The organism is Streptacidiphilus neutrinimicus (genome assembly GCF_000787815.1).
In the GTDB taxonomy this organism is placed as follows: Bacteria; Actinomycetota; Actinomycetes; order Streptomycetales; family Streptomycetaceae; genus Streptacidiphilus; species Streptacidiphilus neutrinimicus.
The window spans coordinates 1-26,982 of the sequence record NZ_BBPO01000001.1 but is presented as its reverse complement, the minus strand read 5'-3'; the positions used below and the strand labels follow the sequence as shown (position 1 = coordinate 26,982).

The following is a 26,982-nucleotide window of genomic DNA, read 5'->3' as shown; positions in this document are numbered from 1 at the left end:
GCCGAACGATGGCCGAACATGCATCCGGCGGCTTCCTGAAGGCCCGTCACCGGTCGCTTCCCGGCCATCGAAGCCGGGTAGCGGAACGGTCGCCACCGCTCTGCGACGCGCCGTCAGAACCCCAGCGACAGCTGCTCGCCCGCGTCGACCGGCTCGCGCTGCACGCGCAGGTGCCGCCACTCCGGCAGCTCGTCCAGGTAGGCCCAGGAGAGACGGTGCTGCCCGGTCGGCCCCAGCCGTTCGAGCGCGGCGCGGTGCACCGGCGAGGGATAGCCGGCGTTGTCGGCGAAGGCGAAGTCGGGGTACTGCTCACCCAGTTCCGCCATCATCGCGTCACGGCGCACCTTGGCGATCACCGAGGCCGCCGCGACGGCGACGCAGGACTGATCGCCCTTGATCACGGTACGGACCCGCCAGGGGCCGCCGAGGTAGTCGTGCTTGCCGTCCAGGATGACAGCGTCGGGCTGCTCCGGCAGCGCTTCCAGGGCCCGCACCGCCGCGAGCCTGAGCGCGGCGGTCATTCCGAGCTGGTCGCACTCGCCCGGGCTGGCGTGCCCGAGGGCGAAGGCGTGAACCCAGCCGGCCAGCACCGGCTCCAGCTCCTCGCGGCGCCGCTGGGTGAGCAGCTTCGAGTCGGTGAGCCCGGGAGGCGGCTTGCGCATGCCGGTGATCGCGGCACAGACGGTGACCGGCCCGGCCCAGGCCCCGCGTCCCACCTCGTCGACACCTGCCACCAGCCGGGCGCCGGTGCGGCGCAAGGAGCGCTCGACGGAATGGGAGGGCGGATCGACGGGCATGCACTCAGCCTAACGGCCCAGCCGGGCCCCGAACGCCGCCGCATGCGCACCCGGTCGGAGCCGATCAGATCCGATCAGCCCCCGCCATCCTCGGGCGGCGGCGCGGGGCGCAACAGGGCCGGCAGCAGCACCTGGTCGACGAGAGCCCGCGCATCCTCCTCGGTGAAGCGCCCCTGCTGGGTTTTGCCCCGGTACAGCAGCATCGCGGGCACGACGTCCAGCACCATCGGCGTCGCCGCCTCCAGATCGGCCTCACCGCGGTCCACCGCGGCCCTGACCACCTGCAACAGAACAAGATGCGCAGGGTCGAGGATCTGCTTGTGGATCAGGCCGACGAAAGCCGCGGCCCGCTCGTGGTCGAGCTCACTGATCACGGCGCGGGCGGCGCAGCCCGTACGTGAGGTCATCGCCGCAGACAGGGCCCCGATGACGGCGAGGAGGTCCGCGCGCAGGCTGCCAGTGTCCGGCGGCTCCAGAGCCCGCGGCAGGCTGGCGCTCAACGCGTCCAGCACGAGCTGTTCCTTGCTGCCCCAGCGCCGGTAGAGAGAGGCCTTCCCGGTCTGGGCGGCGGCGGCCACCGCCTCCATGCTGAACCGGGCGTAGCCCGTGGCGATCAACTGCTCCAGGGCGGCCTCGAAGATCGCCTGTTCCAGCGCCGGGCCGCGACGCCGGACCACGACGGGGTAGGTCGTCCTGCGCATTCCCTGCTCACCCCCGAACATGGCGCCACCTGACCGGGCAGCAGGCTAGGCGGAGGGTTGTGTCCCGATTTGTCCGGGTCTAGTGTCGAGGTTAGTGAACGGCTCCGTTCATTCCAAGCCTTTCCCTTTCCCTTTCCCAGCCACCGTGGCGCACATCCCAGGGGGACCCGTGGCCACTTCGAAGACCCTCACCCGCAGCGTTCCGGCCCAGGCCAGGCGTGGTCAGCATCCGGGGATCTCCCTGGCGGTCATCGCGACCACGCAGCTGATGGTCGTGCTGGACATCACCATCGTCAACATCGCGCTACCGCACATCTCGACCGCCCTGCACTTCACACCGACCAGCCTGTCCTGGGTGCTCAACGCCTACACGCTGACCTTCGGCGGCCTGCTTCTCCTGGGCGGGCGCATCGGCGACATCCTCGGCCGCAGACCTACGCTGATCACGGGCGTGCTGATATTCAGCTGCGCCTCCCTGCTCGGCGGCCTCGCGACTGCGTCCTGGATGCTGCTGGCCGCGCGGGCGCTCCAGGGGATCGGCGGCGCCATCGCCTCACCGACCGCCTTCGCGCTGATCGCCACCAACTTCAAGGAGGGCCCCGAACGCAACCGGGCCTTCGGTGTCTACTCGGCCGTGGCGGGCGCGGGCGGCGCGATCGGACTTCTGCTCGGCGGCCTGCTGACGTCCTGGCTCTCCTGGCGCTGGGTCCTCTTCGTCAACGTCCCGATCGGCCTGGCCCTGGCCTCGCTGGCGCCCCTCTACATCAACGACTCCGAACGCCACCCCGGGCGCTTCGACCTGCCCGGCGCGCTGACCTCGACGCTCGGCATGGTCAGCCTGGTCTACGGCTTCATCCGCGCCGCCGACAAGGGATGGACCGACGTCTGGACGCTGGCCTCGTTCGCCGCCGCCGTCGTCCTGCTGGTCTCCTTCCTGCTGATCGAGTCGCGCACGACGCAGCCGATCACGCCGCTGCACATGTTCCGCAACCGAAATCGTTCCGGTGCCTACGTGTTGATGTTGTGCCTCGCCGCCGCGATGTTCGGGATCTTCTTCTTCATGACTCAGTTCATCCAGGACGTCCTGGGGTTCAGTCCCATCCGGGCCGGCCTCGGGTTCCTGCCGATGAGCCTGTCCATCATCGTGGCCGCCCAGGTCTCGGCGCGGCTGCAGACGCGGTTCGGGGCCAAACCGTTCATGATCCTCGGTACGATCCTCGTCAACGCGGGGGCGTACTGGATCACGCAGCTGGACGTGCACAGCAGCTACCTCGGCGGCGTCCTGGGCCCGACGATGATCTTCGGCTTCGGCATGGGCTTCATCTTCGTCCCGGTGATGCTGACCGCCGTCTCGGGAGTGGCGCCACACGAGACAGGCTCCGCGACCGGGCTGCTCAACACGACCCAGCAGGTCGGCGGGTCCCTCGGGCTGGCCATCCTGGTGACGGTCTTCGCCACCGCCCAACGCAACGAGGCAAAGGCGATCTTCCCCCGTCACGATCCCAACCAGGTCTTCGTCCACGGCATGACCACCGCGTTCTATGCGGCCCTGGCCTTCACCTTCGTCGCGCTGCTGATGGCGCTGTTCGTCATGAAGCCGCCGCAACAGCTGGGCGTCTCCGCGCCACCGACGCCACCGGCCGAACCGCCGACCTCCTCGGATCCGCCGCACGTCAAAGCCGCCTGAGGATACTCCCGGCGCGGGCGGGCAGCGCACTCGTTAGCAGGCGTGAACGGTCTCGTGCAGCAATCATCGCTGGTGCTTCACGGCTGTCGCAGCCCAGGCTTGAGTGCATGAACGACACCCACGCCGGGAACGATCTCCCCCTGGGCCGCTGCCTGGCCGCCATGGTCACCCCGTTCGGGCACGACGGATCCCTCGACATCGACGGAGCGCAGAAGCTGACCGTCCACCTGGTCGACTCCGGCTGCGACGGCCTCGTGTTGAGCGGCACCACCGGCGAGTCCCCGACCACCAGCGACGCGGAGAAGGAGAGCCTCGTCCGCTCCGTGGTCGAGGCCGTCGGCGGACGCGCCAGGGTCATCGCCGGGGTGGGTACAAGCGACACCGCCCACACGGCCCGGGCAGCCCGCGCGGCGGAGCGTGCGGGCGCCGACGGCCTGCTCGTGGTGACGCCGTACTACAGTCGGCCCCAGCAGGAGGGGGTGCGACGCCATCTGCGCACCGTCGCGGACGCGGTGTCGCTCCCGGTCATGCTCTACGACATCCCGCACCGCACCGGGACCCGGCTCTCGGTCGAGACCCTGCACGCGCTGGCCGAGCACCCCCGCATCGTGGGGGTCAAGGACGTCAGCTACGACCTCGCCGCGGCCGCACGCGTCATCGCCCAGACAGGTCTGCACTACTACTGCGGCGCAGACGAGCTGAACCTGCCGCTGCTCGCGATCGGCGCCGTGGGCGTGGTCAGCACCGTCGCCAACGTCGCCCCGGCCAGGACGCGGGACGTGCTGGACGCGCACGCGAGGGGTGCGAACGCCGAAGCGTTGCGCCTGCACCAGCAACTGCTGCCGCTGGTGCAGGCGATGATGGACGACGCGCCCGGCACCGTCACCGCCAAGGCGTTGCTCAACGACGCCGGCCTGCCCGCGGGCCCGGTCCGGCTGCCGCTGGTGGACGCCGACCAGCCGCTGCTCGACCAGCTCCGCAGCGCGCTTCAGGAAGCCGGCTGCTCGCGATAGTCGGCGAGGCACTCCGCCGTCTTGGTCGCGGTGAACTCGACCACGTCGTACTGGGCGACCCCGCCCTTGGCGAACGGGTCCTCGGCGAGGACCTGGTCCAGCGTGCCCCGATCGAGGCCGCCCGCCAGCAGCACCCCGCCGGTGCGCGGCACCTTCGCACCGGAGGCGAGCAGGACGCCGTTGGCGTACTGCTCGTCCAGCCAGGCCCGGTGGTCCAGCAGCAGCGCATCCACCTGCTCGATCGGCGCGGTGTACGAGAGGGTGACGACGAACACGGTGAGGCTCCCTGCCCAGGTGGACCGAGATCAGGTCCAGCGGTCGAACGGACGATCAAGCGTATAGCGCCCGTCCGGACCGAGATTGAGGGTCCTCATCTCTCCGTTGTCCGGGTTCGACAGCGCCTCGAACTCGTCCACGCTCCAATGGAACCACCGCATGCAGAACAACCGCATCAGCAGCCCGTGGCAGACCAGCAGCACGTTCGGCGAATAGTCGGCCCGCTGGAAATTGCGGTGCAGGGTCTCGAAGAAGGCGCTGACCCGGTCGTAGGCGTCGGCGCCCGACTCTCCTTGCGTGAACCGGTAGTAGAAGTGGCCGTACTCGTCCCGCAGCTTGCGTTGTCTGCGAATGTCCTCGACGTCCTGGAGGTTCCCCCAGTCCTGCTCGCGCAGCCTGGGCTCCTCCATCACCCGTATTCGGGCCGCGTCCAGGCCGAGCAATTCCAGCGTCTGCCAGGTGCGGGTGTAGGGCGAGACGTAGACCTGCACCCGCTCCACGCCGAAGAGCTCGCGGAGCTCGGCACCGGCCGCGCGGGCCTGCTCACGCCCGCGCGCGGTCAGGGTGAGGGCATGGTCGGGAACACGCTCGTAGATCGTCTCGTCCACGTTCCCTTCCGACTCACCATGTCGGATCAGGACAATTCGCCTCGGCCGCGCCATACCGGCCACGGTAACCCAGGGCGCACCGAGGAGCCTCGCCGTCTCACCGCACCGAGCTGTCCCAGCGCCAGCGCTCGCGCCGGGCAAGGCCCGGCAGCTCGCCGCGCCCCGTGGCCCACAGCAACGTCTCCCACGGGTCGAAACCGCCCGGTACCTCGGGGAAGAGCCGGTGCAACACCCGAAGGCACAGATCCGCCGGGGGCTCCCACTCCAGCCCGAGCCCCCGGGCGAGGTCATCGGCGTGCACCAGGGTCTCGACGAGCCCCATGGCCGCCGAACCCGCCGGGTCGGCGGCGCCGAAGACGTGGAACGCCCTGGCCTCGGGAGCCGCGGTTCGCACCATGGCGACCAGCAGGGCCCCGCACGCCTCCAGTACGCGGACCAGGCCCTCGGGCCCCGACTCCCGCTCGGCGAAGATCGCGCTCCGGGGCTTCCCCTCCGCCTGTCGCACGACGACGAACGGCACCGGCGACGGCTCCCCGCCTGCCGCCGGGGAGCCGAGCTCCGCCGCGTAGGCGAACAGGTCGTCGGCCAGATGCTCCGCCGTCTCCCAGCAGTCCCAGCTGAGAGATCCCGCCGCTCTGCCCCAGTCGGCCGCGAGCGCGGCAGGCTGCCGCAGCAACGCCACCGCGAGCCCGACCCCGAGCGCGAGATCGTCAGCCGTTACCGGCCCCGGGTGCGAGCCGGGATGGTGGATGTCGGTCGTGTTCACTGCTCTCCCGTCGGCGATAGGCAGGGGGACGTGCGCGGCGAGGGACGCCGGCGAATGCTCAGCCTCGGCCGATGATCAACCCTGATCGTGTGCGGCGGCCTGCTTGGTGACTGCGTCCAGCAGCGGCTGGAGCTTGTCCGTCAGAGCCTGGAAATCCACCGCCCGTCCGTCCGACCACTGGGCGAGCCCGACCACCATCAGTCCGCGCGAGCCGGCGAAGGCCTGCACCAGGCCGCTGTCGGCAGGCAGCGCCATCAGCCCGGACCCGGTGGGCGGCTCCAGCACGCCCACCTCGTAGTCGGTGGGATTCATGGACAGGGCGGTGACCATGTGCACGACGTCATCCGGGTCCTTCATCCCGAAAACGACGATGGTGTACTCGTTCTTCTGCGCGTCCTTGTAGAGCGCGCCGATGACGCCTCGGCAACCCTTGCTCTGATCGATCATGGCGATCAGGTTGGGGCCGACCATCCCAGAACCGGCGCAGTTCGGACCGCCGGACTGCTTGACCTTGGTGAAACCGGCGACGGCGGCGGGAAACGCCTGGGCCTCCGTCACCATGGGAGCCGCGGCCGCCGGCCTGGTGGCCGCCGCCCCGGCGCTGGTCGTCGACCGCCCGGAGGCCACGGGCGACTTCGACGAGGTCCGCGCGAGGCCGACGCCCGCCACCACGGCCAGCACGCCCAGCCCGACTCCGCCGATCATGGCCCAACGCCGCCACCTCCGCCGGGGACGCCAGGCGGCGGCCGCGCGTTCGGCGGCGCTCGGTTCGTGTATGCCGCTGCTCTGCGCGTGCTGCCGGACGAACTCGTCCCAGAGCTCGTCGCCCGTCCCCTGCTGCTCCTGAGTCACGCGCGCACCCTAGTGACCTGCGCTGATGCGCCGCAATGCACGTGTGTCCCCCGGAGCCGCGGCTCCGGGGGACACAGGCGGTCAATCGTGGTCAATCAGTACAGCGGTCGCCACGCCGACAGGTCGGCGATAGCGGGAATCAGCTGCAGCCGCTGGTCGAGCCGCAGCCCTCGCAGACGTAGCAGCTGCCGGCGCGGCGCATCTTGGTGCCGCAGGAGAAGCAGAGCGGGGCATCGGAGTTGACGCCCTGCTGGATCTCCAGCAGCTCCGCCGTGTTGTGCGGGGCCGGGGCCGCGACGGCCGGGGTGGTCTGGATGACGACCGGCGAAGAGGCGCGCGGGGCGGACTGGGCCAGGCCCTCGACGTCGACGTCCTCCTCGTCGGCCGGCTCGTAGGAGCCGGTCTCCAGGTGACGCTGGCGCTCCTCGACAGAGTGGATGCCGAGCGCCGAGCGGGTCTCGAAGGGCAGGAAGTCCAGCGCCAGGCGGCGGAAGATGTAGTCGACGATCGACTGCGCCATCCGCACGTCCGGGTCGTCGGTCAGACCGGCCGGCTCGAAGCGCATGTTGGTGAACTTCGAGACGTAGGTCTCCAGCGGCACCCCGTACTGCAGACCGACCGAGACGGCGATGGAGAAGGCGTCCATCATGCCCGCGAGGGTCGAGCCCTGCTTGGACATCTTCAGGAAGACCTCGCCGAGACCGTCGTCCGGGTAGGAGTTGGCGGTCATGTAGCCCTCGGCGCCGCCCACCGTGAAGGAGGTGGTGATGCCGGGACGGCCCTTGGGCAGGCGCTTGCGGACCGGGCGGTACTCGACGACCTTCTCCGCCACCGGGGCCGGGGCCGCCGCGGTCGCGGGCTCGACGGCCTTGGTCTCCGTCGACTTCGTCTTGGCCGACAGCGGCTGACCGACCTTGCAGTTGTCGCGGTAGATCGCCAGGGCCTTGACGCCGAGCTTCCAGGCCTCGAAGTAGATCTCCTCGACCTCCTCGATGCTCGCGCTCTCCGGCATGTTGACGGTCTTGGAGATGGCGCCGGAGATCCAGGGCTGGATCGCGGACATCATGCGGACGTGGCCCATCGGCGAGATGGAGCGCTCGCCCATGGCGCAGTCGAAGACCTCGTAGTGCTCGGGCTTGAGGCCCGGGGCGTCGACGACGTTGCCGTGCTCGCTGATGAAGTCGACGACCGCCTCGATCTGCTCGTCCTGGTAGCCGAGGCGCTTGAGCGCCCGCGGGACGGTGCCGTTGACGATCTGCATCGAGCCGCCGCCGACGAGCTTCTTGAACTTCACCAGGGCGAGGTCGGGCTCGACGCCGGTGGTGTCGCAGTCCATCATCAGGCCGATGGTGCCGGTCGGGGCCAGCACGGAGGCCTGGGCGTTGCGGAAACCGTTCTGCGCGCCGATGCGGACGACGTCCTGCCAGGCCTCGGTGGCCGCGGCCCACACAGGGGTGTCCAGGTCGTCCATGCGCTTGGCGGCGTCGTTGGCCTCCGCGTGCTGGCGCATGACGCGCTGGTGCGGCTCGGCGTTGCGGGCGTAGCCGTCGTACGGGCCGACGATGCCGGCCAGTTCGGCGGAGCGCTTGTAGGCGGTGCCGGTCATCAGCGAGCTGATGGCGCCGGCGAGCGCGCGGCCGCCCTCGGAGTCGTAGGCGTGGCCGGTGGCCATCAGCAGGGCGCCGAGGTTGGCGTAGCCGATGCCCAGCTGGCGGAAGGCGCGGGTGGTCTCGCCGATCTTCTCGGTCGGGAAGTCGGCGAAGCAGATGGAGATGTCCATCGCGGTGATGACCAGCTCGACGACCTTGGCGAAGGTCACCGCGTCGAAGCTGTCGTCGTCGCGCAGGAACTTCATCAGGTTCAGCGAGGCGAGGTTGCAGCTGGAGTTGTCCAGGTGCATGTACTCCGAGCAGGGGTTGGACGCGTTGATGCGGCCGGACTCGGGGCAGGTGTGCCAGTGGTTGATCGTCGAGTCGTACTGGATGCCCGGGTCGGCGCAGGCCCACGCGGCCTCGGCCATCTTGCGGAACAGGCCCTTGGCGTCGACGGTCTCGATGACCTCGCCGCTCATGCGGGCGCGCAGACCGAACTGGCCGCCCGTCTCCACGGCCTGCATGAACTCGTCCGAGACGCGCACGGAGTTGTTGGCGTTCTGGTACTGCACCGACGTGATGTCGTCGCCGCCCAGGTCCATGTCGAAGCCCGCGTCGCGCAGGGCGCGGATCTTCTCCTCCTCCTTGACCTTGGTCTCGATGAAGGCCTCGACGTCCGGGTGGTCCACGTCGAGCACGACCATCTTGGCGGCGCGGCGGGTGGCGCCACCGGACTTGATGGTGCCGGCGGAGGCGTCGGCGCCGCGCATGAAGGAGACCGGGCCGGACGCGTTGCCGCCGGAGGAGAGCAGTTCCTTGGAGGAGCGGATGCGGGAGAGGTTCAGGCCCGCGCCGGAGCCGCCCTTGAAGATCATGCCCTCTTCCTTGTACCAGTCGAGGATCGACTCCATGGAGTCGTCGACGGCCAGGATGAAGCAGGCGCTGACCTGCTGGGGCTGGGCGGTGCCGACGTTGAACCAGACCGGCGAGTTGAACGAGAAGACCTGGTGGAGGAGGGCGTAGGTCAGCTCGTGCTCGAAGACTTCGGCGTCGGCGGCGGTGGCGAAGTAGCCGTTCTGCTCACCGGCGGCGCGGTAGGTCTTCACCACCCGGTCGATGATCTGCTTCAGGCTCCACTCGCGCTGCGGGGTGCCGACCGCGCCGCGGAAGTACTTGCTGGTGACGATGTTGACCGCGTTCACCGACCAGAAGTCGGGGAACTCGACGCCGCGCTGCTCGAAGTTGATCGAGCCGTCACGCCAGTTGGTCATGACGACGTCACGACGCTCCCAGGTCACGTCGTCGTAGGGGTGCACGCCCGGGGTCGTGAAGATGCGCTCGACGGTGAGCCCGGCGCCCGCCTTGGCCTTGGCGTCGGCCTTGCCCTTGGCCGCCCCGTTCCGGCCGGCGCGGGAGCCGCTCGTGGTGTCTGTCATTGCCGCCTCCTCCTGGGCAAACGCCCTGAGCGCCCCGCTGCTTCCCGGGGTCGCCTGCTGGTTCGTGTCTGGCTGATTCAGCACCACGTGCTGCGAACGAAGTGCTGAGAAGGTGCCGCGCACCCTGGAACGCGCCGAGGGTTCAGGGCGTGGGCGCGGGCACGGGGGGCCGCTCGCCGGGGAGCTCGGTGCGGAGCTCGGCGATGGCGGCCTCGAAGTCCTCGAGCGAGTCGTAGGCCCGGTACACCGAGGCGAACCGGAGGTAGGCCACGACGTCCAGTTCCTTGAGGGGGCCCAGTATGGCCAGGCCGACGTCGTGGGCCGACAGCTCGGCGCTCCCGGTGGAGCGGACCGCCTCTTCGACCCGCTGGCCCAGCAGCGCGAGGGCGTCCTCGGTGACGGGCCTGCCCTGGCAGGCCTTGCGGACCCCGTTGATCACCTTGTCGCGGCTGAAGGGCTCGGTGACCCCGCTGCGCTTCACCACCATCAAGGCAGCGGTCTCCACCGTCGTGAACCGGCGGTTGCAGTCGGGGCACTGGCGCCTGCGTCGGATCGAGCTGCCGTCGTCGGTGGTACGAGAGTCCACGACTCGGCTGTCCGCGTGACGGCAGAAGGGGCAGTGCACGTCCCGCTCCCCTCCTGGATGTTGCTGTGCTCACTCCGCTGCAGACCACAATCTGTGGGCTGCGGTCCCCTATCTAACCACTAGATCTGGTGTGTCACGCACCACCTCGCCACCGCGTGTCGTGTCGGTGGTCTCACGCTTCGCGATCGGCGCAGGTCACCCGTCGAGCCCCCGTGACGACCCGCGAAACGACGCGCGCAAAGGGGCGAAGAGGGGGTTTCGAGCACGCTCGGAGGTGATCCATGAGAGGATTCGACTCGAACAAGCGATCGTACGAGCGAGTAGAAATACACCCGAAACCTTGATCAGTTCAGGGTTTCTGGCAATAATTCACTCGAACGTGTGTTTGGCGCAACCTTTCGATAGGACCTACCGTTGGCCTATTCAAGGGAGAACGTCCGTAGGTAGAGAGGGGCCGCCGTGACCATCGCCGAAAGCAGCACCGTCCCGGTGCAGGAACGCTCCCAGTTCGCCACCCAGGAAGAATCGCGAAACCCCGCCTCCGGTCTCGTTCCGGACCAGGCTAGCGGTCCTTCCGTCACGCACTCCTCGGGACACTCCTTGGATATTCAAGAAAGCCCCGCGCGCTCCCTCCCGGGGCGCCCGCCAGGCATCCGCACGGACGAGGCGGGGCTGACCGAGCGCCAGCGCCGCGTCATCGAGGTCATCCGGGATTCGGTGCAGCGACGCGGCTATCCGCCCAGCATGCGGGAGATCGGTCAGGCCGTCGGCCTGTCCAGCACCTCCTCGGTCGCCCACCAGTTGATGGCTCTGGAGCGCAAGGGCTTCCTGCGCCGGGATCCGCACCGCCCACGCGCCTACGAGGTGCGCGGCATGGAGGTGGCCCGCCCGGTCCCCGAGGCCAACAGCGGCCGTCCGGCCACGTCCTACGTCCCGCTGGTCGGCCGGATCGCGGCCGGTGGCCCGATCCTCGCCGAGCAGTCCGTCGAGGACGTCTTCCCGCTGCCGCGGCAGCTCGTCGGCGACGGTGAGCTGTTCGTACTGAAGGTCAGCGGCGATTCGATGATCGAGGCCGCGATCTGCGACGGCGACTGGGTCACCGTGCGCCGTCAGCCCGTCGCGGAGAACGGCGACATCGTCGCCGCGATGATCGACGGCGAGGCCACCGTCAAGCGCCTCAAGCGCGAGGACGGACATATCTGGCTGATGCCACACAATGCCGCGTACGAGCCCATTCCCGGCGACAACGCGACCATTCTCGGCAAGGTCGTCGCGGTCCTGCGCCGCCTCTGACCCAAGGCTCCTCTTCCGGGGCCCGAACAACCTGGGCCCCGACCGACGACCACATGTCGGCCGGGGCACCCTGGCGAGCACGGCGCGGCCGAATCCGGGTGCTTCGGACGCTCCGGATTCCGCTCGCGGCCGCCACAGATTCCGGGCACATGCCGTTGGGTGTTCTCGTCCCCGACCGGGCAGCCCGCACCGTCCGTCGTCCGGCCAGGCCAGTTTCTTGCAGGCCGGCTGCGACCAGGCCGTCCCGCCCGGACCCGTCCCGCCCGGACCTGTTCCGGCTCGGACCTGTTCCCCCCGGACCGGATTCCCCTGCCTCAGCGGGCTCGCACGGGTGGCGCCGAGGCGTTGATCGCGGCGAGTGAGCGACGGACCTGGTTGCGGTCCGTGGTGTACCAGAACTCCGGCATCGAGGAGCGGAAGAATCCGCCGTACCGGGCCGTGGCCAGGCGCGAGTCGAGCACGGCGACGATGCCGCGGTCGTCTGCGGACCGGACGAGGCGGCCGGCGCCCTGGGCCATCAGCAAGGCGGCGTGCGTGGCCGCCACGGCCATGAAGCCGTTGCCGCCGTGCTCCTCGACGGCTTTCTGGCGTGCGCTCATCAGCGGGTCGTCCGGGCGTGGGAACGGGATCCGGTCCATCACGACCAACTGACAGGCCGAGCCCGGCACGTCCACGCCCTGCCAGAGGGAGAGCGTGCCGAAGAGACAGGACTCCGCGTCGGCCGCGAAGCGCTTGATCAACTCCCCCAGCGTGTCCTCGCCCTGGAGCAGGATCTCCCCCGGCACGCGATCGCGCAGCGCCTCCGCGGCCGCCTGCGCCGCACGCATGGAGGAGAAGAGACCGAGAGTGCGACCGCCCGCCGCGCCGATCAGGTCGGCGAGCTCGTCCAGCATCTCCGGGCGCTCCGGATCGCGTCCCGGCGGGGGCAGATGACGGGCGACGTAGAGGATGCCCTGTTTGCGGTAGTCGAAGGGCGAGCCGACGTCGAGGCCCCGCCAGACGGGGGCGCCCTCCGTGCCCTCGATCTTCTCCCCCACGTCGTCCCTGCCCGTGGAGGAGAGGCCGAGCGAGGCCGCGACGCCGGTGAAGTCGCCGCCGAGCTTGAGCGTGGCCGAGGTCAGCACCACCGAGCGATCGGTGTAGAGGTTCTCGCGCAACAGCCCGGAGACGCTCAGCGGGGCCACCCGCAACGAGGCCGGGGCTGCCAGGAACCGGTCGTTGCGGTCGATCCAGACGACGTCGTAGACGCTGCCCTCGAGCAGCCGGTCCGTGGTGTCGTGGATGGTCTCCAGCGAGGCCATCGCCTGCTTGCGCACGGCGTCCTCGTCGCTGACGCCGCGGTCGCGGATCTCGCCGAGCGAGGTGATCACCTCGCGCGAGGCCTCCCGGATCGCGGCGACCGCGAAGTAGAGGTTCTCGGGGAGCTCCTCGACGCGTCCTCCGTCGGCGATCTCCATCAGGCCGTGGTAGTTCTCCGCGGCGGCCTGGAGCTTGTCCACGGCCTTCTCGTTGGCGAGCTTCGCGGCGCGCTTGACCGCACGGTTCACCCCCGTCGTGGTGAGCTCGGCCGTGGCGATGCCGGTGACCCGCGAGACCAGCTCGTGCGCCTCGTCGACGATCAGCAGGCCGTGCTCGGGCAGGACGGGCGCGCCCTCCAGGGAGTCGATCGCGAGCAGGGCATGGTTGGTGACCACCACGTCGGCGAGCTTGGCCCGCTCCCGCGCCTTCTCCGCGAAGCACTCGCCGCCGTAGGGGCACTTGGTCGCACCGAGGCACTCCCGGGAGCTGACCGAGAGCTGCTGCCAGGCCTTGTCGGAGACGCCCGGTGACAGGTCGTCGCGGTCGCCCGTCTCCGTCTCGTCCGCCCAGTCGCGCAGGCGGACGATGTCCTGCCCCAGCTTGCTGCTGGGACCGCCCAGCACCTCGGCGGGGTCGAAGAGGCCGGCCTCGTCGTCGCTGGGTGCGCCCTCGTGGACCCGGTGCAGGCAGACGTAGTTGGAGCGGCCCTTGAGCATCGCGAAGGTGGGCTTGCGACGCAGCAGGGGACGCAGCGCGTCGACCGTGCGCGGCAGATCGCGCTCGACCAGCTGCCGCTGCAGGGCCAGCGTGGCCGTGGCGACGACCACCTTGTCGCCGTGGGCCAGGGCAGGAACCAGATAGGCGAGTGACTTACCGGTGCCCGTGCCGGCCTGCACGAGCAACTGCTCGCCGTTCTCGACCGCCGTGGCGACGGCCTCCGCCATCGCCACCTGGCCGGGACGCTCCGTCCCGCCCACGGACGTCACGGCGGCGTGGAGCAGCTCGCGGATGCGCGAGGAGGCGTCCGCGCCGGTGGGGGCGGCCTCACCGGCGGACGCGTCGGGCTGCGCGCCGGACGGCTCGGAGGCGGCGCCGGAATCGGCCGGGTCGGGCTCAAGGATGCTGTCACTCATGGCCCTCCCACCCTAGAGGGCGCCACCGACAAATCGCGGCCGGACGGGTGCGCTCAGGCTTGGATCCACCAGCACGGGTTCCGCCGCGCGGGCCGCGCGCAGCACCTCGGGGACGAACTCGGCGACAGCCAGCCCCGGATCGGCCTCGCCGGCGTCGGCGAGCAGATCGCCGAGCGGCCCCCAGATCGCGCTGTGCCCGCCCCCGTCGTAGGGGCCGCTCGGGCCGCAGTGGTTGGCCAGCACCACGTAGGAGGTGTTGTCCATGGCCCGCGCCGGGAACAGGAAGGAGTTCGCCTTGACCGAGAAGTCGGGGCCGAACATGGCGCCGTTCAGGTAGGCGTGGCAGCCGTCCAGGGCGGCGGCGCGGGCGTGCTCCGGAAAGGAGGAGTCCCAGCAGATGCTGAGACCGAACCGCCAGCCGTCGAGGACGAAGGTGGTGCCGCAGGCCCCCGGCGTGAACCCGGCGACGCGCTCGCCCGGCGTGGCGTGCTGCTTTTCGTAGGTGGCCGCAAGCTTCCCGTCACGGTCGAAGGCGAGCGCGGAGATGCGCGGTGCGCCGTCCTCGGCGCGGGTCGGCGCGCCGACGACGAGGGCGGTGCGGTGGGCGGCGCAGGCCTCGCGCAGGGGGTCGAGGCGCGGGTCGTCTGCGCCGGTGGTGTGGCGGTCCGGGTCGGTCGTGATGCCCGGAAGCTCGTAGCCGGTGAGGAAGAGCTCCGGCAGGACGAGCAGGTCGGCGCCGCGATCGGCGGCGCGGCGGACCAGGTCGGCGGCGGTGGCCGCGTTGGCGACGAGATCGAGCGAGGCGCAGGCGGCCTGCCCGGCGGCCACGGTCAGCGGCTGGGCGGGCAGGGACAGTTGATCATCCATGGCGCGGAGCCTAGCGTCATGGGCGGGGGGCTGTCAGGGGTGAACCAGGGCAGCGGGGCTTTCAGGGGCCGCGAGGTGCGCGACGTGCACGGTGCCGTCGGCGAGATCGGCGGTCCGTGCGTGGGCCGTGGAACGGACGGCGGAGTCAGTCGCCGGACGGGTGGCGGCACGCGCGACGGAGCGGGCCGCAGGATGCGCGGCGGCGTCCGCGGGCAGGTCCAGTGCGCTGCGCGGACGGCCGAAGGTGGTCCACGCGGTGGCCTCCGGGAGCCGGTGCACCGGGTGGCCGAGCACCTCGGTGCAGACGGCGTTGAGGATCACGGCGGCACGGTGTGCGCCGAGGCCGAGATCGGGTGTGCCCACGCCGTGGGTGTGCAGCTCGGCGTTCTGCACGTACAGGCGGGCGCTGACGTCCGCCCGCAGGGCCACCCGATGGTCCAGGCCGACCCGGTAACGCCCCTTGGCGTCCCAGAGGACCAGGTCTCGGACGGGGTCGAGCAGCGCGGGCCTGCGGGCGGCGTACCCGGTGGCGAGCACCACGAGGTCGGTGCGGAGCGCGTACTCGGCGCCCGACTGCGGGTGGGAGCACCGCAGTTCGATCCCGCCGATCCCGCCGATCCCGCCGTCGCCGATTTCGCCGCCCTGGCCGCCCTGGCCGCTCGCGCGGCCCTCGCCGCCGCGGGCCGCGAGCACCTCCGTGCCGGGCACGATCTCCACGTCCGCGGCCCCGCCCGCGGTGGTGCGCTCGTAGACGGCCTCGTGGATTGCCGCCAGGGTCTCGGCGCTGGCGGCCTTGTACAGCTGCCACTGGCGCGAAACGAGCCCGTCCCTGGTGGGCTCGGGGAGGGAGTGGAAGTACCGGGTGTAGTCCGGGGTGAAGTGCTCCAGACCGAGCCTGGAGTACTCCATCGGCGCCAGCGCGGCGGTGCGGGTGATCCAGCGCAGGTGCGGACCGGCGTCACTGCCGCGACGCCGCAGCAGGTCGAGGAAGACCTCGGCGCCGGACTGGCCGGAGCCGACCACGGTGACGTCCCTGAGCGAACGGAGTCCACCGCCGTTGTCAGTGCCCCGCGCTAGCGTCAGGGGTGAGCGGGGAGAGGTGAGGTACTCGCTCGAGTGGACGGCCGGACCGGCGGCGTTCACCAGGTCGGCGAAGGCCCGTGGGATGACGGGCTCGGTGCCGACGCCCAGCACGAGATGGCGGGCGAGGTAGGGCTCCCGGCCCGGTACCTCGACCTCGAAGACACTCCGACCCGCGTTCCAGCGGACGGACTTGACGGGGCTGTCGAAGCGGCAGTTGGGCAGGCGGTCGGCGGCCCAGAGGCAGTAGTCCGCGTACTCACGGCGGGTCAGATGCCACTGCTCGGAGAAGTAGAAGGGGAAGAGACGGTCCCGGTCGCCGAGGTAGGCGAGGAAGGACCATGGGCTGGTCGGGTCCACCAGCGAGACCAGGTCCGCGAGGAAGGGCACCTGCATCCGGGCGCCTTCGATCATCAGGCCCGGGTGCCAGCTGAACTCCGGCTTGGCCTCGAGGAAGACGGACCTGAGGTCCGGCACCCGGTCGGCCATGGCGGCGAGGGAGAGGTTGAACGGACCGAGACCCACGCCGACGAGGTCATGGACCTCACCGGTGCGGCTGTCGTCGGCGCACGCGCGGGGCCGCGCCGACGGACGGGCGGCGGCTGCGCCCGGTGAACGCGAGGGGTCCACAGGCTGCTCCTTTCGAACGGTGACGGGCAAGGAGGGATCGGAGGGAAGGGAAGGCACGACGGGAGAGACGGGAGGGGAAGAGCCCGGAGGGGGGCGCAGAAGCACGCAACGAGAAGCCGGAACGGCAGCGACCGGCGGCGGCCCGCACAGCGGCGCGTCGGTGCCCCCGAGGCGCCGCCCCAGGCAGCAGGTGGCTTCGGCGGCCCACCCGCTCAGCGCGACCGGTCGTACGCCAGGGGCCGGTCGTAGACCATCAACGCGGCCTGCTTCTCCGGAAGCTGCAGCTCGGCTTCGAGACGGAAGCCGGCCCGCAGAAAGGCGCGCACGGACGGGAGGTTGCGCACGTCCGGTTCGGCGACGACGCGCCGGGCCGCCTGTCTCTCGCGGAGGATGCGCCGGGCGACCGCGGCCAACAGGGAGCTGCCGACTCCGCGACCGCGTTGCGTCGCGGGGCCGATCAGCAGGTGGAGGCCGGTGTCGTGCGGGCGGGCGGCGTAGTGGCGGGCCACCGGATCCAGATCGGCCCGGTAGATCTCCCAGTAGCTCATGGGCCGCTCGTCCAGCAGGCCGAGGCACGGCACGCTGCGTCCGTCGCCGTCGAGTTGGGCACGGACGTGGTGCTCGGTGAGCTCGGGTGGACCGCAGAGCTCCCAGAACGCGGAGACCACCGGGTCGTTCATCCAGTCCACGAGCAGCGGCAGATCACGGGGCAGCCGCACGGGCTGGAGACGGAAGTCGCCGTGCCGGGTGGGCATCACGCCCCAGCGGGCCACGCCGTCGAGGAGGTCGCCCCGCCGGGCCCAGTGCTGCCGCTGCCACAGGGGATGAGCGGTCCTCGGGTGCGCGGAGGCGCGATGCTGCGTCGGCACCCCCGAGAACCCCTCGGAGACCGCCTCGGCGGGCACCGGCGGGGCGGCGGGCGTGGGCGGCGCCGCCTCCGGCGTCGTGGCGGCGCCGAAGGCGCCGCGCACGTGGTGCTGGTCGCTCACGCGCCCGCCCCGGCGAGCGCGTCGGCTCCCGGCACGGACGGCAGCACCGACGCCGGTGCGGCGAGCACGAGCGGGTTGGCGTAGGGGACGTAGACCGACTGCGTCTCCACCGGCCCGACCAGCTCGTCCAAGCCGTGAAGGCGGGTGAGCAGGTTGGCCTTGCAGCGCAGGACGGGCGTCTCCAGCAGGCGGGCGGGCAGGGGCGATCCCGTGGCCGCGCCCCGCCCCGCCAGGAAGCCCCGCAGCGCGGCGAGCAGCACCCGCTCGCCCGCCAGCCCCTGGGCCCCGAACGCGCCCACCAGGCCGAGGAGGTGGTTGATGCCCAGGTAGTAGGCGAACCGCTCGTCCGCCACGGCGTCCGGGACGAAGGTGTCGCTGGCACGGCCGATGCCCGGCAGCCGTCGCTCCAGCGCCGCGGCCGCGGAGTCGCGGAAGTAGTAGCCCTGGTTGTCGCGGTAGCGGCCGCCGACAGGCCAGCCCTCCGCGTCGAGCAGGACCACGCTGTTCTGCTGGTGCGCCTCCAGGGCGATGCCGGCCTGTCCGTCCAACCAGAGGATGGGCAGCACCACGGCGTCGAGGTAACGCAGGAACCATTCCGCCGCCACGGTCGGCACGGGACGGCCGGTTCGGGCGGACAGGCGGTGGATCAGTTCGGCGAGGTGCGAGGCGTGTCCGCCCGGCCAGGGGCGTTCGGCCACGAGACCGGCCAGGCAGTGAGCCCGTTCCTGGGCGCCGAAGGGGTTCTGACGCAGGACGGTGTCGAAGCCGCTCGCGCGGGCGGGGTCCGCCGCCGCGCCGGGCAGGTCGACGCCGATCCAGGCCGGATCACGGACGATGTCGAATCCGGGGTGGGCGCCGCGCCACTCGGCGCCCAACCCGGCCTCCAGCAGCCGGTGCACCTCGGCACCGCGCAGCAGCTCCTTGCGCAGGTTCTCCCGGCGGGAGTTGGTGATGCGCAGCCCCAAGGAGAGCTTGAGCATCCACGGTGTCCCCGGCTGGTGAACGGTGCGCACGGAGGAGGTCGGATACCAGAGCCCGCCCGCCTGGCCCAAGTCGTGCATGCGGCCGGCGTCGAGGAGGGCGCGGACCTCCGGGCGGTTGCTCAGCTCCCGTGCCTGCCACGGGTGGAGGGGCAGGAGGACCGTTCCCGCCGGCGGCGGCGGAGCGTCGGCGCCGCGCAAGGACGCGGTGATCCGGGCCGTTCCGGCCACGCCGAGCAGGTCCGCCGACGGGCCGTCCGAAGCGCCGACGTCGCGTCCGCCGGACGAGGCCCAGGGCGGCAGCACCCCCTCGCCCGCAGCCACGAGCTCGCGGTCGACGGCGAACCAGTGCAGGTGCAGCGCACCGCGCAACTCCGGCGAGTAGGCGGCGGCTTCGGCCTCACCCAGGCCCTCTCGGCTCTTGGGCGTCGGATGCAGCGGGTGCCCGAGCAGCAGCGCCTGCTCGGAGCGGAGGAACGGGGTGAGGCTCGGCCCCGGTTCGGCGGCGGCTCTCCTCTCGGCGACGAACTGCGCGGTCCGCCGCACCGAGTCCGCGACGCGCCCGGCCAGGTCGGCGACGTGCTCGGACCGCACCCCGGCTTCGTCCCCGACGGCCGATCGTGCCAGCAGTGCGGCCACGGTGACGGCGTCGGCCGGGCGAGCCGACTCGGTGGCGGAGCCGGTGGGCGCGCCGGAAGCGGCCGGGGCCGCCTGGCGCACCAACTCGGCGCGCCCGAAGCGATGCCACCCGGCAGGCGACCGGTAGCGCACCGGCGCGCGCAGTAGCAGGCCGTCCTCCAGCGGGAGCTCCAGGCTCCGCCCCGCAACCGGGACCTCGGTGCCCGTCTCACGCACCCAGCAACGCAGCAGACTCTCGGTCGCGGCGGCGTCCGCGACCGAGAGTGGGTCAGGATGGTGCAACGGGTCGGGGGTGGCGAACTTGGTGATCTCGGCGTCGGCTGCGGTCGAGGTCGGCGCGACGAGGGACTGCTGCGCGGGAAGGGTGGTCACGCGTGCTTCTCCTGGGTCTTGCTCGGGCGTTGCTGGTCGGGTCCGGCGCGGCCCACCCGTTCACGCTCGACCGCGGCGCCCGCCGCGACGACCAGAGCGAGCAGGCGGTCGAGATCCGCCTCTGTGGTGTGGGGGTTGAGCAGGGTGAGCTTCAGCCGCACGCCTCCGTCGGCTCCCGGCAGTTCGGTGCGGCCGACGACGGCGGTGCCGTTCGCGAGCAGCAGTCGGCGCAGCTCGGCGTTGACGAGGTCGACGACGCCCAGTCCGCCGGCCCCAGTGCCAGTGCCAGCGCCGGCAGCAGCACCGGCACCGACGTCGTCCGGGCCGGGATCGGGCAGGTAGCGGAAGAGGACGGTGGTCAGCACCGGCTGGGCGACCAGCTCCAGGCGCGGCTCGGCAGTGATCACGCGGGCCGCGTGACGGGCGAGCGCATGGCAGCGGTCGACCATGCGGCCGAGACCGTCCCGGCCGAGGCTCCGCAGGGTGACGGCGACCTTGAAGGCGTCCGGCCGGCGAGTCGTCCGCAGCGAACGGCCGAGGAGGGAGCTGTACCCGGCCTCCTCGTCGTCCATCGGGTTGAGGTACGCCACACGCTGCTCGAGCGGAGTCAGCGTCGCCGCGTCCGCGGCCAGGAGAACGCCGGCCGCGACCGGCTGCCAGCCCAGCTTGTGCAGGTCGAGACCGACCGTGTCCGCCAGGCCCAATCCGTCGAGAAGCGGTGCCAGGGTTCGGGAGAAGAGCGCGCCACCCCCATAGGCGGCGTCGATGTGCAGCGGCACACCGTGTCGACGGGCGACTGCCGCGACGGCGCGCAGCGGGTCGACGGCGCCCCGGTCCGTCGTCCCGGCGGTCGCGACGACACAGCACGGGACGTGCCCGCCGGTACGGGCGTCGGCCAGACTCCAGTCGAGCAGCCGCGGGTCCATGGCTCCGTCCTCGGCCACCTCGATCGGGACCACGGCCTGGGGGCCGAGGCCGAGCACGGCGGCCGCGCGGGCGAGCGAGAAGTGCGCGGCGGCCGAACAGAAGATCCGCAGCCGGCCGGCCGCCTCGGCGGGGATCGCGCCACCCCCCTGGACGGCGAACTCCCGCGCCAGCACCGCGTCTCGGGCGAACAGTAGAGCCATCAGGTTGGACTCGGTCCCGCCGGTGGTGAAGACGCCGGCCGCGGCGTCGGGATGTTCGAAGCCCACCGTCTCGGCGAGCAGCCGCAGCACGGCCGTCTCGATCTCGGTGGCGCCCGGGGCCTGGTCCCAGGAGTCGAGGGAGGGGTTCAGCGCGGCGACGGCGAGGTCCGCGGCGGCGGCCACGGCGAGCGACGGGACCTGCAGGTGGGCGGCGCACGCGGGATCGGCGGGATCAGCCGCGGTGGCCGCCAGCGCACGGGTCAGCTCGACGAGGGCGTCGGGATCGCCGGTCTCGGGGAGGAGCGCGCCCGGGCTGAGCAACTCGCGGAGCAGGCGGGCCACTCCGGCCGGACCACCGGCGGGCAGTGGGCCGCCGCGCGCCTCCGCCCCGACCCGAAGCGCTCCCAGCACCTGGGCCAACAGCGGCGCCAGCGCCTCGGGCCCGTCCAACCCGCCCGCGAGCTCCGCCCCGTGGGGAAGGCCCCCGGTCCCGGCGCCCCCAAGGACGCCCCCGGCCCGCGTCTCCAACCACTCACGGCGGGCGTCTCCCGTGACGGGCAGGGCTGCCGCGACGGGGACGGGACCGGGACCGGGCGCCAGCTCTGCCCTGTCTCCGGCCCTGCCACTGCCCCCGCGCGCGAGCTCGGCCCTGTCCCTGGCCCTGTCCCCAGGCGCGGCCCCGGCCGGGGCCCCGACCTCGGGTTCAGCCTCGACCCCGGTCCCGACCCCGGCAACGCCCCCGGATACGGCCGGACCTCGCAGCCCGGACGCGCGGGACTCCCCGCCCCGGGGAGGCTCGCCCTGCCGTCTCCTGACGGGGTCGCCGCGCCCGGGGTCGCCGCACCCGGCGTCGGTGGCCTGCGTGTCGGTGGCCTGCGTGTCGGTGGCCTGCGTGTCGGTGGCCTGCGTGTCGGGAGGCTCGTCCGCCCGGCTCCGATCCCCTGCCCCGGCGGTCACTCCGCACCGCCGGGGCAGGGGACCGACTCGGGCGCGGCAGACCGGGCGGCCGGAACGCGGCCGACCGGGGCCTGGACGGGCGGGCCATGCATCGGGGCCACCCGTGCGGCGACAGGCACGGCGGCTGCCGCAGCGGAAAGCCAGCCGGGCCCGTAGAGCAGGCGCCCGGCCGAGACGATCGCGTCCGCGAGGCGTTCCAGCACCGCCTCCGCCTGCTCGTCCGTCATCGTCAGCGGCGGGAGCAGGCGGACCACCGAGCCGTGGCGGCCGCCGAGTTCGAGGATCAGGCCGCGACGGAGCGCCTCACTGCGGACGGTGTGGGCCAGCTCCGGGGCGGCGGGGCGGGCGCCGAGGTCGTCGGGGGCGGCCTGATGGTCCACCAGCTCGACGCCCAGCATCAGGCCCCGGCCGCGCACGTCGCCGATGACGGGGAGTTCGCGCTGGATGCCGCGCAGCCGGGCCAGCATGCGGGTGCCGAGCTCGGCGGCGCGGGCGGCCAGACCCTGCTCGCGGACGAAGCGGAGTGTCGCCGCGCCCGCCGCCATCGCGAGCTGGTTGCCCCGGAAGGTGCCCGCGTGGGCGCCGGGCGACCAGACGTCGAGGTCCGCGCGGTAGACGATCGCGGCCAGCGGCAGGCTGCCGCCGACGGCCTTGGAGACGACCATGATGTCGGGCTCGACGCCGGAGTGCTCCACGGCCCAGAAGGCGCCGGTGCGGCCGACGCCGGTCTGCACCTCGTCGACGATCAACGGGATGCCGTGGCGCGCGGTCAACTCCCGCTGCTCGCGCAGCCACTCGTCGGGGGCGGGGATGACGCCGCCCTCGCCCTGGACGACCTCGACAAGCATCCCGGCGGGGAGGTCGACACCGCCCTTCGGGTCCTCCAGCAGGGAGGCGGCCCACCGCGTCCCCAGCCGGGCCCCGGCGGAGCCGCCGACGCCGAACGGACAGCGGTAGGAGTAGGGGTAGGGCAGCCGGGTCACCGAACCCCCCGCGCCACCCCCCTCGCCCAGCCCGGCGCGTACGGCCACGTCGCCCGTGGCCCCGAGGGAGGCGGCGGTCTGGCCGTGGTACGCCCCGGTGAAGGTGAGCAGGCCGTTGCGCCCGGTCGCGAGGCGGGCCAGCTTCAGCGCGGCCTCGACCGCGTCCGTTCCGGCGGGACCGCAGAACTGGATGCGCCCGTCGCGAGCCAGCGACGGCGGCAGCGTCTCGAAGAGCGCGGTGGTGAACTCGTCCTTCACCGGTGTCGCCAGGTCCAGGACGTGCAGGGGGGCCTCGGAGTCGAGGACCGCGCGGATCGCCTCCAGCACGACCGGGTGGTTGTGGCCGAGGGCCAGAGTCCCCGCGCCGGCCAGGCAGTCGAGGTAGCGACGACCGTCGGCGCCCTCGACGGTCATGCCGCGGGCGCGGACCGGGACGATCGGCAGGGTCCGCGCGTACGTGCGGGCGGCGGACTCGCGAGCGGCCTGTCTGCCCAGAATCGCCTCCGCGCTTCCACCCGCCGCGGCGGTGGGCGGCATCCCCGCCGCGGCGGTGGGCGGCATCCCCGCCGGGGCGGTGGTCGGCATCGCGGGCGCGGCGGGGGTCGGCATCGCGGTCGACATGGACGACGTGGACGACATGGGGGCCCTGGTGGACATGGGCTCAGTACCTCCTCGCGGACGGGCAACCACCCGAACGAGCAGCCCCGGTTGCGGTGGTACGCACCCCCTTCGGGTGACGTTCCATCGGGCTAACGACCATGAGCACCGCGGAGAAACGGCCTTGCACAAACCCCGCACACGAGCTGCACCATGCCGCACCGAGCCGCACGCGAGCAGGCCGGAAAACGACTGAGGCCCGCGTGTCCCGGGGTGTTCCCGGAACGCGCGGGCCTCAGCGCTGTGCTCGGCCCTCAGCGCGCCGAACGCTCTCAGCCCTCGGCGGCCGCCAGGGCCAGCGGCGCGAGTGCGAAGGTCTCCAGCTCGGCGGCCAGCTCGGAGCCGACGCGGGCGCGCAGCACGGTGCCCTCGCCGTTGTGCTCCTCGCCCAGCACCTCGCCGTCGCGGTGGACCTTGGCCACCAGATCGCCGCGCGTGTACGGCACGAGCGCGGTGACCTCGATGGACGGACGCGGCAGCTCGGACTCGATGAGCCCGAGCAGCTCCTCGATGCCCGCGCCGGAGCGCGCGGAGACCGCGATCGCGTGCGGCTCGCGGCGCAGCAGGCGCGCGAGCACCAGCGGGTCGGCGACGTCCGCCTTGTTGATCACTACGATCTCCGGCACGTTCTGCGCGCCGACCTCGACGACGACCTCGCGCACGGCGGCCAGCTGGGCCTCCGGCTCGGGGTGCGCGCCGTCGACGACGTGCAGGATCAGGTCCGCTTCGGCGACCTCCTCCATGGTCGAGCGGAAGGCCTCGACCAGGTGGTGCGGGAGGTGACGGACGAAACCGACCGTGTCGGCCAGGGTGTAGACGCGGCCGCCGGGCGTCTCGGCGCGGCGGACGGTCGGGTCCAGGGTGGCGAACAGGGCGTTCTCCACCAGCACACCGGCTCCGGTGAGCCGGTTGAGCAGGGAGGACTTTCCGGCGTTGGTGTAGCCGGCGATCGCGACCGAGGGCACCTGGTTGCGACGGCGCTCCTGGCGCTTGGTGTCGCGGCCCTTCTTCATGTCCGCGATCTCCCGGCGCAGCTTCGCCATCTTCTCGCGGATCCGGCGCCGGTCCGTCTCGATCTTGGTCTCACCGGGGCCACGCGTGGCCATGCCGCCGCCGGAGGAGCCGGAGCCGCCACCACCCATCTGCCGGGACAGGGACTGACCCCAGCCTCGCAGCCGCGGCAGCATGTACTGCATCTGCGCGAGCGAGACCTGGGCCTTGCCCTCTCGGGACTTGGCATGCTGGGCGAAGATGTCCAGGATCAGGGCGGTCCGGTCGACCACCTTGACCTTGACGACGTCCTCGAGGTGGATCAGCTGGGCCGGCGAGAGCTCACCGTCGCAGACCACCGTGTCGGCGCCGCTGGAGAGCACGATGTCGCGCAGCTCGGCGGCCTTGCCGGAGCCGATGTAGGTGGCCGGGTCGGGCCGCTCGCGGCGCTGGATCACGCCGTCGAGCACCTGGGAACCGGCCGTCTCGGCGAGGGCCGCGAGCTCGGCGAGCGAGTTCTCGGCCTCCTCGGCGGTGCCGTCCGTCCACACGCCGACGAGCACGACCCGCTCCAGACGAAGCTGTCGGTACTCGACCTCGGTGACGTCCTCGAGCTCGGTGGAGAGCCCGGTGACACGGCGCAGCGACGCTCGGTCGGAGCGGTCGTACTGCTCACCGTCGTAGTCGTTGGTGTAGAGGCGCCCGGGAATCCCGTCGATTCCCGCGAGGTCCTCGTCCATCAGTGCCTCTGCGCGCAGATCGGCCGGGCGGCGGGCGCCGCGGCCGTCGTTCGCGTCGGCGTCGCGGGTTTCGAACGTGGAGGTCATTGCATCCTTTGGCAGTCGATCGGGGCCCTACTCCCTCGACAGCTCCGGCTCCGGGCACTCGTCCTGCGAGTGGCCCACCGGGAGCTCCGAGGAATCCCCCAGAGGTGAGAACGCGGCAGGTCTGCCGCGCATTCCCCTCGATGGTCGCACGCCCCTCCGACTCCGGTCACCATCATTTCGCGTGCCGACGGCCTCCATCGCGGGCCCGGCGGCCCGGCTCACCACCCCGGCGGTCACCGCCGGGGCGTCGGCCTCCGGCAACGTCTCGGCCTCGGCGTCGGCCGCCGCGCGGCCGGAGGCCCGGCCGCCCGTCCCCGAGGCGCGGTAGACGTCGTAGACCCCGGGGACGCGCAGCATCGCCCGCATCAGCTCGGGCAGCGCCTCCGCCGCCGGGAGCTCGACGGTGTAGGTGTGGCGGACCTGCAGCTCACGAGGGGGCTCGACCTCGGCGGAGATGATGTCCACGCCCGCTCCGGACATGGCGGCGGTGAGGTCGGCGAGAAGCCGCGGGCGCCCCAGCGCGTCCGCCTGGATGGTGACCCGGTAGCCGGTCGGCGTCGGGCTCTCCAGCCAGCGCGCCTCGACGGGCGGGCGGCCGGCGGCGTGCATGGCCGTTCCGGTGGGGCAGTCGTCGCGGTGGGCGGCGAGGCCGCCGCCGCGGATCGCGAAGCAGAGCAGCTCGTCCGGCGGCACGGGGGTGCAGCAGCGGGCCAGGCGGACGGAGGCGTCGGGCATGGCCGGAGCGGTGATCACGGCCCGACCGGCGTCGACCGGCCCGCCGCCGAGCAGCGCTCCGACACCCGCACGGCGGGCGCGCGGCGCGTCAGCCGACGAGGCGGGCGGGGCTCCGGCGGCCTGCTCCGGCTCCGGATGTCCGGCCAGCCAGCGCTCGATGGCGATCCGGGCGCCGGGCGTGCGGGCGTGGGCGAGCCACTCGGGGGCCGGCCCGGCCGTCTCCTCGCCGGGCGGCTCGGTGAGCAGCTCGACGGTGTCGCCGTCGTGGAGCGGGGTGGAGAGGGCGGTGAGGCGGCCGTTGACGCGCATGCCGATACATCGGTGGCCGTGTTCCTCGCCCGGGGCGTAGGCGGCGTCGACGCCGGTGGCGCCCGCAGGCAGCTGCAGACGGGCGGGCCGTCCGCCCTCCCCCACGTCGCCGGCGAGCACGGTGATCTCCCCGTCGCCGGCGAGGTCGGCGGTCAGCTGGGACCAGAAGGTGTCCGGGTCGGGCGTGTCGCGCTGCCAGTCCAGCAGCCGGGCGAGCCAGCCGGGACGGCCCGGGTCGGTGTGGTCCAGCGGGTCGCGTACCTCGGTCTCGTCTGCGGCGCCGTCGGCCGCGGTCTCCGCTCCCGTCTGGCCGCCGCCGGGCGTGGCGGCGTCGGACGCAGTGAGCGCGCCCAGCGCGCCGAGCGCTCCGGGGGCTCCGAGCGCGACCACGCCGAACTCGGCGATCTGATGCATCCGCGCGGTGCGGACCAGCACCTCCACCACCTCGCCGGGGCCCGTCGCGACGGAGGTGTGCAGCGACTGGTAGAGGTTGAACTTGGGTGCCGCGATGTAGTCCTTGAACTCGCCCGGCAGCGGCGTCCAGCAGGTGTGCAGCTCGCCGAGGACGGCGTAGCAGTCGGCGTTCTCCTCGACCACGACGAGAAGGCGGCCGAAATCCGTCGGCCCGAGCTCGACCCCGCGGCGCAGCCGGGCCCGCTGCAGCGAGACGCAGTGGCGCGGCCGGACGCTGACCTCGGCGGAGACGCGCGCGTCCCGCAGCTGGCGGCGCAGCTGGGCGGCGAACGCCTCCAGCGGCCCGGCCGCCTGGCCGTCCGCCACGCCCCGGCCCGCACCGACGCC

Annotated in this window: 20 protein-coding genes; 3 read left to right on the top strand and 17 right to left on the bottom strand. The window is 72.3% G+C overall.

The genetic code is table 11. The features are described 5' to 3' along the window. Positions 1 to 113 precede the first annotated feature (113 nt). Positions 114 to 797 (bottom strand): ribonuclease HII, encoded by a 684-nt coding sequence (gene rnhB, locus TR48_RS00100; RefSeq protein WP_042363685.1) that lies wholly within the window; start codon positions 795 to 797, stop codon positions 114 to 116. Between the two features lie 74 nt (positions 798 to 871). Then, positions 872 to 1,474 (bottom strand): TetR/AcrR family transcriptional regulator, encoded by a 603-nt coding sequence (locus TR48_RS00095; RefSeq protein ID WP_236651934.1) that lies wholly within the window; start codon positions 1,472 to 1,474, stop codon positions 872 to 874. A gap of 193 nt (positions 1,475 to 1,667) precedes the next feature. Here TR48_RS00095 and TR48_RS00090 point away from each other — a divergent pair, with 193 nt between their 5' ends. Then, complete coding sequence (locus TR48_RS00090) at positions 1,668 to 3,185, top strand: MFS transporter (protein WP_063770860.1); 1,518 nt, start codon at positions 1,668 to 1,670, stop codon at positions 3,183 to 3,185. Between the two features lie 107 nt (positions 3,186 to 3,292). Further along, complete coding sequence (gene dapA / locus TR48_RS00085; RefSeq protein WP_042363684.1) at positions 3,293 to 4,198, top strand: 4-hydroxy-tetrahydrodipicolinate synthase; 906 nt, start codon at positions 3,293 to 3,295, stop codon at positions 4,196 to 4,198. Here the strand turns inward: dapA and TR48_RS00080 are convergent. The 6 genes from TR48_RS00080 to nrdR all read right to left on the bottom strand — a co-directional run bounded on the left by TR48_RS00080 (position 4,174) and on the right by nrdR (position 10,353). Further along, positions 4,174 to 4,473 (bottom strand): YciI family protein, encoded by a 300-nt coding sequence (locus tag TR48_RS00080; RefSeq protein ID WP_042363683.1) that lies wholly within the window; start codon positions 4,471 to 4,473, stop codon positions 4,174 to 4,176. The two genes, dapA and TR48_RS00080, sit on opposite strands and share 25 nt — an antisense overlap. A gap of 30 nt (positions 4,474 to 4,503) precedes the next feature. Further along, positions 4,504 to 5,136, bottom strand: coding sequence for a histidine phosphatase family protein (locus TR48_RS00075; protein WP_042363682.1), 633 nt, complete (start codon positions 5,134 to 5,136; stop codon positions 4,504 to 4,506). Positions 5,137 to 5,179: 43 nt separating this feature from the next. Then, the gene (locus tag TR48_RS00070) at positions 5,180 to 5,848 is read right to left on the bottom strand and encodes a DinB family protein (RefSeq protein ID WP_236651933.1); all 669 of its coding nucleotides are present in this window, start codon (positions 5,846 to 5,848) and stop codon (positions 5,180 to 5,182) included. 75 nt (positions 5,849 to 5,923) lie between these two features. Next, positions 5,924 to 6,700, bottom strand: coding sequence for a hypothetical protein (locus TR48_RS00065; protein ID WP_042363681.1), 777 nt, complete (start codon positions 6,698 to 6,700; stop codon positions 5,924 to 5,926). 139 nt (positions 6,701 to 6,839) lie between these two features. Next, positions 6,840 to 9,728 carry a vitamin B12-dependent ribonucleotide reductase gene (locus TR48_RS00060; RefSeq protein ID WP_042363680.1) on the bottom strand — a complete coding sequence of 963 codons (2,889 nt, stop codon included), beginning with the start codon at positions 9,726 to 9,728 and terminating at the stop codon, positions 6,840 to 6,842. 142 nt (positions 9,729 to 9,870) lie between these two features. After that, positions 9,871 to 10,353 (bottom strand): transcriptional regulator NrdR, encoded by a 483-nt coding sequence (gene nrdR / locus TR48_RS00055; RefSeq protein WP_042363679.1) that lies wholly within the window; start codon positions 10,351 to 10,353, stop codon positions 9,871 to 9,873. Between the two features lie 420 nt (positions 10,354 to 10,773). Between nrdR and lexA the strand changes: the two genes are divergently transcribed. Next, on the top strand, positions 10,774 to 11,607 hold the full coding sequence (gene lexA / locus TR48_RS00050; RefSeq protein ID WP_152627723.1) for a transcriptional repressor LexA: 834 nt from the start codon (positions 10,774 to 10,776) through the stop codon (positions 11,605 to 11,607). 314 nt (positions 11,608 to 11,921) lie between these two features. Here the strand turns inward: lexA and TR48_RS00045 are convergent, their stop codons facing one another. The 9 genes from TR48_RS00045 to TR48_RS00005 all read right to left on the bottom strand — a co-directional run. Then, entirely contained in the window at positions 11,922 to 14,039 is a 2,118-nt protein-coding gene (locus tag TR48_RS00045; protein WP_084728640.1) for an ATP-dependent DNA helicase, read from the bottom strand. A gap of 12 nt (positions 14,040 to 14,051) precedes the next feature. Then, a complete protein-coding gene (locus TR48_RS00040; RefSeq protein ID WP_042363678.1) occupies positions 14,052 to 14,906 on the bottom strand; it encodes a carbon-nitrogen hydrolase family protein in 855 nt (284 codons plus the stop codon). A gap of 33 nt (positions 14,907 to 14,939) precedes the next feature. Continuing rightward, entirely contained in the window at positions 14,940 to 16,616 is a 1,677-nt protein-coding gene (locus tag TR48_RS00035; protein WP_063770859.1) for a lysine N(6)-hydroxylase/L-ornithine N(5)-oxygenase family protein, read from the bottom strand. Between the two features lie 212 nt (positions 16,617 to 16,828). Continuing rightward, a complete protein-coding gene (locus TR48_RS41460; RefSeq protein ID WP_052442288.1) occupies positions 16,829 to 17,605 on the bottom strand; it encodes a GNAT family N-acetyltransferase in 777 nt (258 codons plus the stop codon). Continuing rightward, entirely contained in the window at positions 17,602 to 19,596 is a 1,995-nt protein-coding gene (locus TR48_RS00025) for an IucA/IucC family protein (RefSeq protein ID WP_063770858.1), read from the bottom strand. The genes TR48_RS41460 and TR48_RS00025 overlap by 4 nt, the downstream gene beginning before the upstream one ends. Continuing rightward, a complete protein-coding gene (locus TR48_RS00020) occupies positions 19,593 to 21,173 on the bottom strand; it encodes a pyridoxal phosphate-dependent decarboxylase family protein (RefSeq protein ID WP_063770857.1) in 1,581 nt (526 codons plus the stop codon). Before TR48_RS00020 ends, TR48_RS00025 begins: the two co-directional genes overlap by 4 nt. Before the next feature lie 503 nt (positions 21,174 to 21,676). Further along, entirely contained in the window at positions 21,677 to 23,248 is a 1,572-nt protein-coding gene (locus TR48_RS00015) for a diaminobutyrate--2-oxoglutarate transaminase family protein (RefSeq protein WP_084728671.1), read from the bottom strand. 344 nt (positions 23,249 to 23,592) lie between these two features. Beyond that, on the bottom strand, positions 23,593 to 25,137 hold the full coding sequence (hflX, locus tag TR48_RS00010) for a GTPase HflX (protein WP_042363677.1): 1,545 nt from the start codon (positions 25,135 to 25,137) through the stop codon (positions 23,593 to 23,595). Positions 25,138 to 25,164: 27 nt separating this feature from the next. Then, positions 25,165 to 26,982 (bottom strand): RelA/SpoT-related domain-containing protein (locus TR48_RS00005; protein ID WP_052442287.1); only part of this gene is annotated, 1,818 nt, incomplete at its 5' end.

Coding starts and splice junctions, on each gene's coding strand:
- rnhB (WP_042363685.1), bottom strand. CDS start 797: ATGCCCGTCGATCCGCCCTCCCATTCCGTCGAGCGCTCCTTGCGCCGC.
- TR48_RS00060 (WP_042363680.1), bottom strand. CDS start 9,728: ATGACAGACACCACGAGCGGCTCCCGCGCCGGCCGGAACGGGGCGGCC.
- TR48_RS00015 (WP_084728671.1), bottom strand. CDS start 23,248: ATGCCGACCACCGCCCCGGCGGGGATGCCGCCCACCGCCGCGGCGGGG.
- dapA (WP_042363684.1), top strand. CDS start 3,293: ATGAACGACACCCACGCCGGGAACGATCTCCCCCTGGGCCGCTGCCTG.
- TR48_RS00045 (WP_084728640.1), bottom strand. CDS start 14,039: ATGAGTGACAGCATCCTTGAGCCCGACCCGGCCGATTCCGGCGCCGCC.
- TR48_RS00075 (WP_042363682.1), bottom strand. CDS start 5,136: ATGGCGCGGCCGAGGCGAATTGTCCTGATCCGACATGGTGAGTCGGAA.
- hflX (WP_042363677.1), bottom strand. CDS start 25,137: ATGACCTCCACGTTCGAAACCCGCGACGCCGACGCGAACGACGGCCGC.
- TR48_RS00040 (WP_042363678.1), bottom strand. CDS start 14,906: ATGGATGATCAACTGTCCCTGCCCGCCCAGCCGCTGACCGTGGCCGCC.